This is a genomic window from Micromonospora sp. SL1-18 (assembly GCF_047921505.1).
GTDB lineage: Bacteria > Actinomycetota > Actinomycetes > Mycobacteriales > Micromonosporaceae > Micromonospora.
Genome location: NZ_JBLROA010000105.1, coordinates 1 through 13,204, shown reverse-complemented (window position 1 = coordinate 13,204; position 13,204 = coordinate 1). Strand labels below are relative to the sequence as shown.

Here is a 13,204-nt window from a genome sequence, read left to right as displayed (position 1 = left end):
CCGGAGGGAGCATCCCGTGTTCGGGATGCTCCCTCCGGCCCGTGCACTGCTCGCGCAGGCGCGGAGGAGACCGCTCAGAAGTCGTCGTCGAAGGCGACGGTGCCGGTCACCCCGACCTGGTACGCCGACACCCGGCGTTCGAAGAAGTTGGACAGCTCCTGCACGTCCTGCAACTCCATGAAAGCGAGCGGGTTGGTCGACCCGTAGTGGGTGCCGATGCCGAGCTGCGCCAGCCGGCGGTCGGCGACGTGCTGGAGGTACTCGCGCATGTCGGCCAGGGTCAGCCCGGGTACGCCCTGGCCGAGCAGGTCCCCGGCGAACTGCACCTCGCACTCGACGGCCTCGGTGATCATCTGCCGTACCTGGTCCGCGAGGTCGTCGTCGAACAGGTCCGGCTCCTCGGCGCGGACGGTGTCGACCACGTCGAAGGCGAACGCCATGTGCATCGACTCGTCGCGGAACACCCAGTTGGTGCCGGAGGCGAGGCCGTGCAGCAGGCCACGGGAGCGCAGAAAGTAGACGTAGGCGAACGCGCCGTAGAAGAACAGCCCCTCGATGCAGGCGGCGAAGCAGATCAGGTTGAGCAGGAACGCCCGCCGGTCCTGTTTGCTGCGCAGCTCGCGGAGGCCGTGAACGGAGTCGATCCAGCGGAAGCAGAATTCGGCCTTGCGCCGGATCGACGGGATGTTCTCGATGGCGGCGAAGGCGACGGAGCGTTCGGCCTCGTCGGGCACGTACGTGTCGAGGAGGTTCAGGTAGAACTGGACGTGCACCGCCTCCTCGAACAGTTGGCGGGACAGGTAGAGCCGGCCCTCGGGGCTGTTGACGTGCTGGTAGAGGTTGAGCACGAGATTGTTGGCGACGATGGTGTCGCCGGTGGCGAAGAATGCCACGAGCCGGCTGACCAGGTGCCGTTCGGCAGGGCTGAGGCGGTCGAGGTCGGCCAGGTCGGCGTGCAGGTCGACCTCCTCGACCGTCCAGGTGTTGCGGATGGCGTCGCGGAAGCGGTCGAAGAAGCGCGGGTAGCGCATCGGGCGGAGGGTGAGGTCCATCCCGGGATCGAGCAGCATGGGTACGGTCTCCGTGGTGGTGTCGGTCGGCTCGGTCACTGGCAGGCTTCGCAGGACTCGGGGTTCTCCAGCGAGCAGGCCAGCGCCTCCTCGTCGGTGGCCACCGGCGCGGCGACGGCGACGCGGGCCGGGACGGTGGCCTGCTGGATCCGGGTCGCCGGGCGGGACCGCAGGTAGTAGGTGGTCTTCAGCCCGGCCTTCCAGGCGTACAGGTACATCGACGAGAGCTTGCCGATGGTCGGCGCGGCCAGGAACAGGTTCAGCGACTGGGACTGGTCGATGAAGGGTGCGCGGGCGGCGGCCAGGTCGATCAGGGCGCGCTGGGGCAGCTCCCACGCGGTACGGAACAGCTCGCGTACCTCCGCCGGCAGCTCCGTGACCTCCTGGACGGAGCCGTCGGCCCGCTTGATCGCCGCCCGGATCCGCTCCGTCCACAGCCCACGAGCCTTGAGCTCCGCGACGAGGGCCGTGTTGACCTGGAGAAACTCCCCGGACAGCGTCTCGCGCTTGAACAGGTTGGACACCTGCGGCTCGATGCACTCGTAGCAGCCGGCGATCGAGGCGATGGTCGCCGTCGGGGCGATCGCCACCAGCAGCGAGTTACGCAGACCGTACGCGGCGACCCGGTCCCGTAGCGCGGCCCACCGCCGGGTCTGGGTGCCGGTGACGCCCCACAGGTCCGGCTGCAACTGCCCGCGCGCGGCGCGTGTTTCCGCGAAGGCCGGGTGCGGGCCGAACCGCTCGGCCAGCTCCGCGGAGGTCTCCAGCGCGGTCAGGTACAGCTCCTCGCTGATCCGGGTGGACAGCTCCCGCGCGGCGGGCGAGTCGAAAGGCAGCCGTAGCGCGAAGAAGACGTCCTGCAGGCCCATCAGCCCGAGGCCGACCGGACGCCAGCGCGGGTTGCTCTCCGCCGCCTGCGGGGTGGGGTAGTAGTTGATGTCGATCACGCGGTCCAGGAAGGTCACCGCGGTGCGTACGGTCGCCCGTAGCCGCTCCCAGTCGATGCCGCCGCCGGACAGGTGGGCCGCGAGGTTCACCGAGCCCAGGTTGCACACCGCGGTCTCGGCGTCGCTGGATACCTCGATGATCTCGGTGCACAGGTTCGACAGGTGCACGATGTTGCCCCGCTCGCCGGTCTGGTTGCACAACCGGTTCGCCGCGTCCTTGAACGTCATCCACCCGTTGCCGGTCTGGGCGAGGGTCCGCATCATCCGCCCGTACAGCTCCCGGGCCGGCACCTGCCGTACGAAGCGGCCCTGCGCCTCCGCCGCCCGGTACGCGGCGTCGAACTCCGCCCCCCACAGGTCCGGCAGCTCCGGCACCTCGTCCGGGTCGAACAGCGACCACGTCCCGTCCGACTCCACCCGGCGCATGAACTCGTCCGGGATCCAGTTCGCCAGGTTCAGGTTGTGGGTGCGCCGGGCGTCCTCGCCGGTGTTGTCGCGCAGCTGCAGGAACTCCTCGATGTCGGGGTGCCACGGCTCCAGGTAGACGCAGGCGGCACCCTTGCGCCGGCCACCCTGGTTGACCGCCGCGACGCTGGCGTCCAGGGTGCGCAGCCACGGCACGATGCCGTTGGACCGCCCGTTCGTGCCCCGGATCAGCGCACCCCGCGAGCGGACCCGGGAGAACGCGATGCCGATCCCGCCGGCGAACTTGGACAGGTTGGCCACCTGCGCGTACCGCTGGTAGATGGAGTCGAGCTCGTCGCGGGGCGAGTCGACCAGATAGCAGGACGACATCTGGGTGTGCCGCGTGCCGGAGTTGAACAACGTCGGCGAGCTGGGCAGGTACGCCAGGCTGGACATCAGCCGGTAGAAGTCGACCGCCTCCGCGGCGGCGCGCGACAGACCGCATGCCACCCGCAGCAGCCAGTACTGCGGCGTCTCCAGCACCAGCCGGCTGGTCGGCTGCCGCAACAGGTACCGGTCGTAGACGGTGCGCAGCCCGAAATACTCGAACCGCAGGTCACCAGCGGGGTCGACGGCGTCGTCGAGTTGGCGCGCGTGGGCCGCGACGAAGGCGGCGGTCTCGTCACCGATCAGCCCTTCGGCGTGGCCACGCCAGATCGACTGGCTGAACGAGGCGATGCCCTGCCCGCGTACCTCCTTGCCGACGTAGCCGGTCAGCAGGCGGGCGGCCAGGCGGGAGTACTGCGGTTCCTCGCCGATCAGCTCGGCCGAGGTCTGGATGGACAGTCGGTCCAGTTCGTCGGTGCTCGCGCCGTCGTACAACCCGCTGATGGTACGGGTCGCCACCCGCAGCGGGTCGACGTCGGAGAGGTCTCCGGTCCACCGTTCGACCGCCCGGACGATCCGGTTGACGTCGACCGGTTCGAGGTCCCCGTTGCGCTTGCGGACGTGCATCTGGACGCGGCGCTGACCGGGCGGGGCCGGATCGCCCGGCAGCTGGCTGACGGCCGGGTTGACCTCGGTGACTGTCACTACTCACTCCTCGCGAGCTCGGGACCGGATGGGCCTCGGCGCGTGGGGAGCGGACACCGACGGACGCGTGCCGGCAGGGCGGCGTCCCGTTGGCGTCGGCCGTCCCGCGCGGCCTCGGACCGTTACACACCCCGTTCGGGGCATGCGCGCGCTGGCAGGTCTTCGGACTCGCGGGCACGACCGGCGGAACCGGTCTCCTACTGGCCGTCGCTTCCCAGACCACAGGTGGTCCAGTGCTGATGACGGCGGTCGTTCCCACTCACCGCTGCGGGGCAGTCCCGGATTCCCACCGGGTTCCCTCTTGCCTCGACCGCCCTGGGAAGGCGGCCGAACCAGCTGCGTCAGACACCATATATGGCTGCGTCGCCACCCGAGCAACACCAGATGTCGCGTTGGCGTGTCGGCTTCGTCTCACCCGCAGACGGGGGCCCCGCGACCGACGACAGGTCGCGGGGCCCCCGTGACTGCGTCACCAGGTCGTGGGCTTGCCCTTCTGGAACAGCCACACGTCGAAGAAGGCGTGCAGGTTCTGTCCGGACTCCCGCTCGGCCAGGGAGATGAAGTCGGCCGTTCCGGCGTGGCTGTGGCGGTGGCTCGCGGCCCACTCGCGCAGAATGCGGAAGAAGGTCTCGTCGCCGACCTTGCCGCGCAGCGAGTGCAGGGTCATCGCGCCCCGGTTGTACGGGACGCTGCTGAACATGTCCACCGGGCCGGGATCGGCGAGGACGATCTGCCAGAACGACGAGGACGCGGCCCGCCCGTAGTTGCTGCTGCTGTTGAAGGTCGAGTTGACCGACGTGCCGCCGTTGTACTCGGTGTACATCCACTGGGCGTAGGTGGCGAAGCCCTCGTTGAGCCAGATGTCCGACCAGCGCTCCGGCGAGACGCTGTCGCCGTACCACTGGTGGGCCAGTTCGTGGGCCATGGTGTTGACGCTCGCCGTGTTGGAGAAGATCGGCTTGGTCTGGGTCTCCAGGGCGTAGCCGACGTTCGGGGCCCGGTCGATGATCGCCCCGGTCGACGCGAACGGGTACGGGCCGAACGTCGAGGAGAAGAAGTCGATCATCTTCGGGAGCTGCGACACCGCGGCGGCGGACCCGGCGACCAGCCGCGGGTCGACCGCCACGTACACCGGGATCCCGCTCGACGTGGTCGACTCGGTGACCACGAAGTTGCCGATGGTGACGGTCGCCAGGTAGCTGGCCATCGGCTCGGTCGAGTCCCAGACGAAGGTCGTCCAGCCGTCCTTCGTCTCCTGCGAGAGAAGCTGGCCGTTGCCGACCGCGGTGAGCCCCTCCGGCACCGTCGCGGTGAACCGGTACGTGGCCTTGTCGGTCGGGTGGTCGTTGGTGGGCAGCCAGCCCGGCGCCCCCTGCGGCTCCCCGGCGACGAAGGCGCCGTCGTCGGTCGGCACCCAACCTTCGATCGATTCGTCCGGGTCGGTGATGACGCTCGGTACGCCGGCGTACTTCACCACCACGGTGAACGTCTGCCCGGCCTGGAGCTTCGGGCGCGGGGTGACGATCAGTTCCTGACCCTCACGGGTGAAGTCGTGGGCATGCCCGTTGACCGTCAGCGAGGAGATCTCCGGACCGCGGAAGTCGAGGTTGAACTGGTCGAGATCCTGTGTGGCGATCGCGGTGATCGTGGCGGTGGCGTCCATGAACCGGGTCGCCGGGTCGTAGGAGAAGTTGAGGTCGTAGTGCTGTACGTCGTATCCGCCGTTGCCCTGGTCGGGGAAGTACGGGTCGTCGACGCTCGCCGCGCCGGCCGAGTATCGGGGGGCGCCAGGGTTGCCCGGTGCCGCGCCGGCCGCGGCCGGTGTCAGCGCCGACCCGGCGACCACCAGGGCGGCCGTGGTCAGTGCGGTATGGCGCAGGCGTGAGAATGTCACGTGGAATCCCCTCTGTGGAAAGGCCAGGGAGAACTGGCCGTCAGATGAGTACCGCCTATCCATCCGCACTGGACATGAGTTCGTCAAGCATTTGTACGGGCGATCTTTGCCGTCGCCCGTCCGGTTGTGTCGCTGCTGGCCGCGGCCGCGAACAGCGGCGTGGTCCAGTGACCCGCGGCGCTGGTGGCGAGACCCACCCGGTGTGCCGGCGACCGCGGGCGGCCGCCGGCACACCGGGGTGAGGTGTCAGCGCAGGGGGCTGAAGGGCCGCAGCTCCGCCGGCTGCCGGCCGGTGGTGATCTGCTCGGCGAGCAGCCTGCCGGTGAGGGGGCCGAGGGTGATGCCCCACATGCCGTGGCCGCCGGCCGCGAAGACCCGCGAAGACCTGGTCGCGCCGATCAGCGGCAGCCCGTCGGGGGTGCAGGGCCGCGACCCGACCCACTCGTCGACGCGGCCGTCCAGGTCCGCGCCCCGCAGCAGCGGTCGGGCGGCCTCGGCGATCGCCAGGATGCGGCGCGGGTCCAGCGGGGCCTCCGCGCTGCGGAACTCCATCATCCCGGCGACGCGCAGCCGGTCGCCCAGCGGCGTGCACGCGACGCGCTGCGCCGGGAAGTACACCGGGCCCGCCGGGACGTGCTCGATCGCCACGCTGAAGCTGTATCCGCGGCCGGCCTGCACCACCGTCCGGACGCCGAAGCGCCGGGCCAGGTCACCGAGCCAGGTGCCGGTCGCCAGCACCACCGCGTCGTAGCGCTCGTCCGCGCCGGCGGAGGTCACCACCCGGACCCCTGCCCCCTCGTCGCGGACGTCCACGACCTCCGCCCCGGTCACCAGCGACGCCCCCCGGGCGCGAACGGCGTCCGCGAGCGAGTGCACGTACTCGCCGGGGTTGATGAACCGCTGACCGTGCAGGCGGATGGCGGCACCGATGTCGTCCGACAGCGAGGGCTCCACCTCACGTGCCTCGGCCCCGGTCAGGACGTCGAACTCGATCTCCTGGCCTGCGGAGTGGATGTGCCCCAGCTCGTCCAGCAGGACCGACCGCTCGGCCTCGCTCCGGTACGCCGCGATGAACGACTTCGCCTCGTGCGTCATCGCCGCGACCCCGCCTGCCTTCAGGGCGTCGAACGCCTCGAACGCGAGGCGGTTCATCGGGATGTAGGCCCGCATCGCGGTCCGCCACTTCGCGGCGGTGCTGTGCCGGGTGAAGCCCGCCAGGAACCGCAGCAGCCGAGCGTCCGCGCGCGGCGGCACGTACACCGGCGACGACGGGCTCAGGACGGCGCGCAGCCCGTAGCGGAGCACCGCCGGCTCGGGCAGGGGAGTCGTGATGCCAGGGGTGAGCCAGCCCGCGTTGCCCCACGAGGCGCCCGCCGCCACACCCGTGCGATCGAACACGGTGACCTCCACCCCCCGCTCCTGCAGGAACCAGGCGGTGGCCAGCCCAACCATCCCCGCGCCGACGACGGCGACGCGCTGGGGGGTGGGCGCGGACTCGATGGCAGACATTCCGTTCTCTCCTTCAAGCAACCTGAGATCGGGCCCCATCCTGTCCCCGCCAGGCCGGGACGTCATTGTCCCGCCAGGCCAACACTCGTACCCGCGATTGGTCGAAACGAACAACGCCGAGGCATGATCTGGTCATGATGACCGTGGCTGGCGTGGTGGAGGCGGTCGGCGCCGCTCTGCTCAAGGTCGTCGTCCCCGCAAAACGGGCGGAAGTGCGCGACGTGGCCCTCGCCGAGCTTGACGACGCGTCGGCCGGCCAGAGCGGCGACCTGGTCCTCGGCGCGGGCATCGTGACGCCGGAGCAGGCGCTCGCCGTCATCGAGCGCTGTGCGGAGACCGCCGCGGCCGGCCTCGTCCTCAAACCCCCGCTCGCCTCGCACCCCGACGTGACATCCTCCGCCGCCGACCGCAACCTGACCGTGGTCGAGCTGCAGAGCCACGGGTCGTGGGCCCAGCTTGTCTGGCTGCTCCGGGGGGTGATCGACAGGGCTGCCGCGCCCGGCTCGCCCGAGATCGGCGCACCCGGGGTGTACGACGAACTGTTCGCCCTCGCCGACGCGGCCGCCGCCATCGTCGACGCGCCGGTGACGATCGAGGATGCCCAGTCCCGGGTGCTCGCCTACTCGTCACGTCAGGACCGCACCGACCCGGCGCGCGTCTCGACGATCGTCGGACGACGCGTCCCCGGCGACGTGGTCGCACACTTCCGCTCCCGCGGCGTGTTCCGCAAGCTTGCCAAGGGCAGCGACCTGATCTTCGTGCCGCAGGGCCCGAACGGGACCCTGCCCCGGCTGGTGATCCCGATCCGTGCCGGAGGGGAGCTGCTCGGCTCGATCTGGGCCGTCGTGGATGGTCCGGTGCCGGACGGGCGCTTGCGCGATCTCCAGGGCGCGGCGTCCGTACTGGCGCTGCACCTGCTCCGCCTCCGGGTGCAGGCCGATGTCGCCCGCCGCGTGTCGGCCGACCGGCTGCGGGCCGCCCTGCGCGCGCCCGGCCCGATGGGCCGGGAGGAACTCGGCCTGCCCAAGGGCCCGTGGCGGGTCGTCGCGCTCGAGGCGTACGGCGGGACCGGGGAAATGGTGCACAACCTGGCCCTGTGGGAGTCGATCACCCGCCGACACGGTTGGCGTCAGCCGTTGATCGCGGACGTCGGAGACGTCCTGTTCGCCGTCGTGGTCGACGGGGGCGAGCTGCCCGGCTCCTGGCTCTGGATGGAGCGGCTGATTCACGACATCGCCGCGCACGAACCAGGGCTGCGCGCCGCGTCCGGCAGCGTCGCCGCGGACCTGGCTGACCTGCCGCGATCGCGCGCCGAGGCGGCGGAACTGCTCGCATTGCACGGCTCGGCTCGGCAGCGTCGCTCGGTGCTGCGGTTCGAGGACGTCTGGGCCGAGGTGGTCGTACACCGTGTGGTCAGCGCGGTGCCGCAGGCCGACCTGCTCGTCGGCGGGCCCCTGCCCGATCTTGTCGCCCACGACCGCGAGCACGGCACCGACTACGTTGCCACCATCGCCGCCTGGCTCGAACAGCAGGGTGACCCGACCAAGGCTGCCCGGCAGCTGCACGTGCACCCCAACACGCTCCGGCACCGGATGCGGCGCCTCGCCGAGGTCGTCCACGTCGATCTTGAGTCACCGCGTATCCGGCTGGCACTGCAGATCCAACTCGCGGCGCTGCGTCCCGGGTCCTGACCCCGGCTGCCGCGATCGGCGGCTCGGCTGTCCGGCCCGCCCTGCTGCCGGGCCGGCGACCGCGACTCACCTGCCCGGCGACCGTGACTGGCCAGGACGGGAATCCGTGGTTTGGACGGAGGGGACGGGGTAGCCCGTTCGGTGGTCTTCATCCTGGCAGTCGGTGCCGCCCTGCTGCTCGGCGTCGGCTCGGCCATACAGCAGCGGGTCGCCTTCCAGGCCCCGGACGGCCTGGCGCTGCGCGTGGGGCTGTTGTGGCATCTCGTCCGGCAGCGGCTGTGGCTGCTGGGTCTGTCGGCGACGCTGCTGGGCGGCCTGCTCAGTGGCGCCGCCCTCGGGCGGGGTTCGGTCGTGCTGGTGCAACCCGTCCTGGTGCTGCGCCTGCTGTTCGCCCTGTCGGCCTCGGCGCTGTGGTCCCGGCGTCCGCTCAGGCGACGGGACTGGGGGGTCGCGGTGGCCGTCACCGTAGGCATGGTTGCCTTTCTGGTGGCGGGTCATCCCGGGACCGGGAACCCCGAGGGGGTACCAGCCTGGGACTGGGCGGTGGCCGCGGCCGGCATCGGCACCCTGACCTTGTTGCTCGTGCGCTCCGCGCGCCGGCTGCGACCCGCGCAGGAGGCGCCGATGCTGGCGATCGGGGCAGGCATGCTCTACGGACTCCAGTCCGCCCTGACCCAGTCGGCCGTGCACCAATTGTCCACCCATGGGCTGCTGGGGCTGCTGACCAGCTGGCAGCCGTACACCGTGTTCATGATCGGACTGATCGGGACCCTGCTCGCGCAGAGCGCGTTCGACCTCGCTCCGCTGTCCGTCTCCTATCCGCCCCTGGCCGCGGCCGAGCCGCTCTCCGGTATCGCGATTGGCATCGGCGTGCTCGGTGGGTCCCTGCGACTGACACCGGGGCCGCTCGCCGTCGAGGCCATCGGCCTGATCGTGATGACGCTCGCCGTGTACCTGCTGGCCGCGTCCCCGCACATCGTCGGCCACCACATCGAGCTGTCGGAGGAGCCCCCCGAGAACGCTCCGTAGCGGAGGGGCGCGCTCGGGGCGTGGCCTGGCGGCGAAAGAGCAGCCTCGGGAGGCACCCAGCCACCGACAAGAAGATTTGTCTTGACAAGAAGAATTGTCGGTGAGTCGGGTCATGTTCGACATCGCAGTGATCGAGAACCCGGCGGCGGCCGAGGCGTCGCTGGACCCGATGCGGGCCCGGCTGCTGGCCGCGCTCGCGGAGCCGGCCTCGGTGACGATGCTCGCCGCCCGGGTCGACGTGCCCCGGAAGAAGGTCAACTACCACCTCCGCGCGCTCGAGCAGCACGGCATGATCGAGCTGGTGGAGGAGCGCCGCAAGGGCAACGTCACCGAACGGGCCATGCGGGCCACCGCAGCGTCGTACGCGATCTCGCCAGCGGCCCTGGCGGCCGTGCGGCCCAACCCGTCCGATACGCCGGACTGGCTGTCCGCGCGGTGGCTGCTCGCGGTCGCCGCCCGGCTCGTGCAGGACGTCGGCGCGCTCATCACCGGTGCGGACCGGGCGAAGAAGCGGGTGGCGACCTTCGCCATCGACGCCACCGTCCGGTTCGCCTCCGCCCGCGACCGGGCCGCGTTCGTCGAGGAGCTGGCCTCCACGGTCGGAGCGCTGGTCAGCAGGTACCACGACGAGGAGGCCCCCGGCGGCCGTGCGCACCGCGTGGTGCCCGCCCTGCATCCCAGCGTCAGGCCCACAGCCGGCAACGGATCCGACGAATCCTGACATGACCACCACGACCAGCCCGATCGACGGGGTCGTCGACCTCGCCGGCCTGCCGACCTGCCTCGGGTGCGCACCGACGACGCGCTCTACCGGTTCCTGCACTCCGGCACGGAGCGTGGCAACGTCCTGGTCCTCGGCCACCACATCTTCGCCCCCGGCCAGGACCCGGCCCGAGCCGAGCATCCGATCGAAAGACCTGACGCGCCGTGCAGATCCTGGGACAGGCGCGTCGTGTGAGTACGGACCGTACCGGCCATCAGGCATTGGTCAAGGACTTACCGAGATATGCACGTATTTGCGTCGGTAACTGGGTGTGCAGCGGCCACTTGAGACGGCGGTGGTTCGACCGAAGCAGACCGACCCGGCCGATCGTCGCTGCACCCGGCGCCGAAAGAATGTCCACATCAGAGGATCTGGAGGGGCCGCGACAGGCGTAGGAGCTGCTGGTCGAATATTCCGCCAACCGTCGGATGATCGGCCCGCAAACCTCACCGTAGCGTCGATGCATTCACCTTGCCCGGGTCTGACTACGGAACGTGATCGCCGGGCGGGCGTCACGGATCAGCGTGGCGGGCCGCTGCGGCGGCCGTGGATCGGCGCTCCATGCTGTCCTGTCCAACCCTCGAAGGGAGCAGCGGTGCCCCCGCATCTGTCCCGTGGTCGACGCAACGCCGCGTTGCTGTTGTCCACGACGCTGGTGGCGTCCATGACGTCGCTGTCCACGAAACCCGCGTGGGCCAGTCCTGACCAGGCCCCGGCCAACCCGATCTTCCTGACCGGCCCGAACGAGGGCGCGCCGAACGACATCGCGATGCGCTATCTGCGGGCGCATCCCGCCGACTACGGTGTAGGTGCCGCAGACCTGTCCGACCTGGCAGTGGCCTCGAGCTACACCAGCCGCCACAGCGGGGTGACGCACGTCAACCTGGCGCAGCGGCACCAGGACCTGGAGGTCTTCGGCGCCACCGCGACGGTGAGCATCGCCCGTGACGGCAGTGTGATCTTCGTCGGCGACACGCTGGTGTCCGGCCTGTCCGGCAAGGCTTCCGGTGACGCGTCGCTGGACGCGGTCGAGGCGGTGGAGGCGGCGGCCGAGGGCCTCGATCTGGCGGATCCGAAGAGTCCGAAGGTGATGAGCCGCAGCGGCGGCGCGGCTCAGCGTACGGTCGTGTCGGGTGCCGGGATCTCGGATCAGCCGATTCCGGCCAAGCTTGGTTGGCAGCCGACCGAGGACGGGCTGCGGCTGGCCTGGCAGTTGGTGATCGACGACTCTTCCGACACCCACCTGTGGAACGCCGCCGTCGATGCCAAGACCGGCAAGCTGCTCAACGCCGACGACTGGACCACCCACGAGAACGCCGAGGAGATCGCCAGCAACCTGGGCCGCAGCGTGACGTCGACGTCGGCGCCGCTCAGCCACGCGAGCCCCGGCACGCGCAACCCCGTCAAGGACGGGTCGAGCTACCGGGTGTTCGGCGGTGCCACGGAGAGCCCGAACGACGGGCCGCGCACCCTGAAGACCAACCCGGCGGACGCCACCGCGTCACCGTACGGCTGGCACGACACCGACGGCGCCGCGGGCGCCGAGTTCAACACCACCCAGGGCAACAACGTCCACGCCTACCAGGACCAGGACAACAACAACGCTCCGGACTTCGGCAGCAGCCCGGACGGCGGGGCGAACCTGAGCTTCGACTACCCGCTCGACCTGGCCGAGCACGCGCAGAACTACCGGGACGCGGCGACCGCCAACCTGTTCTACTGGAACAACACCATCCACGACGTCGCCTACCAGTACGGCTTCGACGAGGCATCCGGCAACTTCCAGTCCAACAACTACGGCCGGGGCGGCAACGGCGGCGACTACGTCCGCGCCGAGGCGGCCGACGGTGGCGGCACCAACAACGCGAACTTCTCCACGCCGGCCATGGACGGCGGCACCCCCCGGATGCAGATGTACCTGTGGCCGGGCACCCAGTTCGGTAACCCGAACCAGATCGTCGTGGACGGTGTGGGCTCCTTCGACGCCTCCTGGTCGCGGTTCACGCCGGCGCCCACGGTGGCCGGCCTGCCCGGGCACGAGTTCGTCTACGCCGGCACCGGCTGCACCGAGGCCGCGTACCCCGGCACGCTGCCCTCGGGCGGCTGGATCAGCGTCGTCGACGGCGGCACCACCGCCTGCTCCTACCTGCAGCGCGCCCAGGTCGCCCAGACCGCCGGTGCCAAGGCGGTGGTCATCGCCCACAACGCCAGCGGTAGCGCTCCGGTGCTCACCGGATCCATGACGACCGCGCCGGTAAGCATCCCGGCGGTCGCCGTGACCCAGGCCGACGGGGCTGCCATCAAGGCCGCCGTCGCCGGTGGCACCGTCACCGGTTCGGTTCGCAAGCACCCGAACCACCCGGGCATCCGGGACGGCGACCTCGACGCCGGCGTGATCATCCACGAGTACACCCACGGCATCTCCAACCGGCTGACCGGTGGACCGACGGTCAACTGCCTGACCGGTGACGAGCAGATGGGTGAGGGCTGGAGCGACTACGTCGCGCTCACCATGCTGCTCGACCCGAAGTTCGACACGGCCGACGGCAAGCGCGGCATGGGCCCGTACGTGCTGTTCCAGGACGACCGGAGCGGTGGCGGCATCCGGCCGCGGCCGTACTCGCGGAACATGGAGATCCAGCCGTTCACCTACGACGGCATCAAGACCGGTGGTTGGCTGAACGGCACGTCCCTGGCCGTGCCGCACGGCATCGGCCACGCGTGGACCTCTGTGCTGTGGGACATGACCTGGAACCTGATCGACCGCCACGGGTTCAGCCCGAACATCTACGACCCGTGGAACG

Annotated in this window: 9 protein-coding genes and 1 riboswitch; of the genes, 5 read left to right on the top strand and 4 right to left on the bottom strand. The window is 70.5% G+C overall.

All coding sequences use genetic code 11. The features are described 5' to 3' along the window. Positions 1-74: 74 nt before the first annotated feature. From ACNAW0_RS28620 to ACNAW0_RS28605, 4 genes are all read right to left on the bottom strand, one after another. On the bottom strand, positions 75-1,070 hold the full coding sequence (locus ACNAW0_RS28620) for a ribonucleotide-diphosphate reductase subunit beta (protein ID WP_416291143.1): 996 nt from the start codon (positions 1,068-1,070) through the stop codon (positions 75-77). A gap of 35 nt (positions 1,071-1,105) precedes the next feature. After that, positions 1,106-3,478 (bottom strand): ribonucleoside-diphosphate reductase subunit alpha, encoded by a 2,373-nt coding sequence (locus tag ACNAW0_RS28615; protein WP_416291142.1) that lies wholly within the window; start codon positions 3,476-3,478, stop codon positions 1,106-1,108. Positions 3,479-3,649: 171 nt separating this feature from the next. Further along, positions 3,650-3,866: riboswitch (cobalamin riboswitch) on the bottom strand. A 117-nt stretch (positions 3,867-3,983) separates the two neighbouring features. Then, entirely contained in the window at positions 3,984-5,408 is a 1,425-nt protein-coding gene (locus ACNAW0_RS28610; protein WP_416291141.1) for a M1 family metallopeptidase, read from the bottom strand. A 246-nt stretch (positions 5,409-5,654) separates the two neighbouring features. After that, entirely contained in the window at positions 5,655-6,917 is a 1,263-nt protein-coding gene (locus ACNAW0_RS28605; protein WP_416291140.1) for an NAD(P)/FAD-dependent oxidoreductase, read from the bottom strand. Positions 6,918-7,051: 134 nt separating this feature from the next. On the opposite strand from ACNAW0_RS28605, the gene ACNAW0_RS28600 reads away from it, so the two are divergent. The 5 genes from ACNAW0_RS28600 to ACNAW0_RS28580 form a co-directional block, all read left to right on the top strand. Then, positions 7,052-8,608, top strand: coding sequence for a PucR family transcriptional regulator (locus ACNAW0_RS28600; RefSeq protein WP_416291139.1), 1,557 nt, complete (start codon positions 7,052-7,054; stop codon positions 8,606-8,608). 141 nt (positions 8,609-8,749) lie between these two features. Beyond that, positions 8,750-9,637, top strand: coding sequence for a DMT family transporter (locus tag ACNAW0_RS28595; RefSeq protein ID WP_416291138.1), 888 nt, complete (start codon positions 8,750-8,752; stop codon positions 9,635-9,637). 100 nt (positions 9,638-9,737) lie between these two features. Then, positions 9,738-10,358 carry a helix-turn-helix domain-containing protein gene (locus tag ACNAW0_RS28590; RefSeq protein ID WP_416291137.1) on the top strand — a complete coding sequence of 207 codons (621 nt, stop codon included), beginning with the start codon at positions 9,738-9,740 and terminating at the stop codon, positions 10,356-10,358. Positions 10,359-10,424: 66 nt separating this feature from the next. Then, positions 10,425-10,595 carry a hypothetical protein gene (locus ACNAW0_RS28585; RefSeq protein ID WP_416291136.1) on the top strand — a complete coding sequence of 57 codons (171 nt, stop codon included), beginning with the start codon at positions 10,425-10,427 and terminating at the stop codon, positions 10,593-10,595. 400 nt (positions 10,596-10,995) lie between these two features. Further along, positions 10,996-13,204 (top strand): M36 family metallopeptidase (locus ACNAW0_RS28580; protein WP_416291135.1); only part of this gene is annotated, 2,209 nt, incomplete at its 3' end.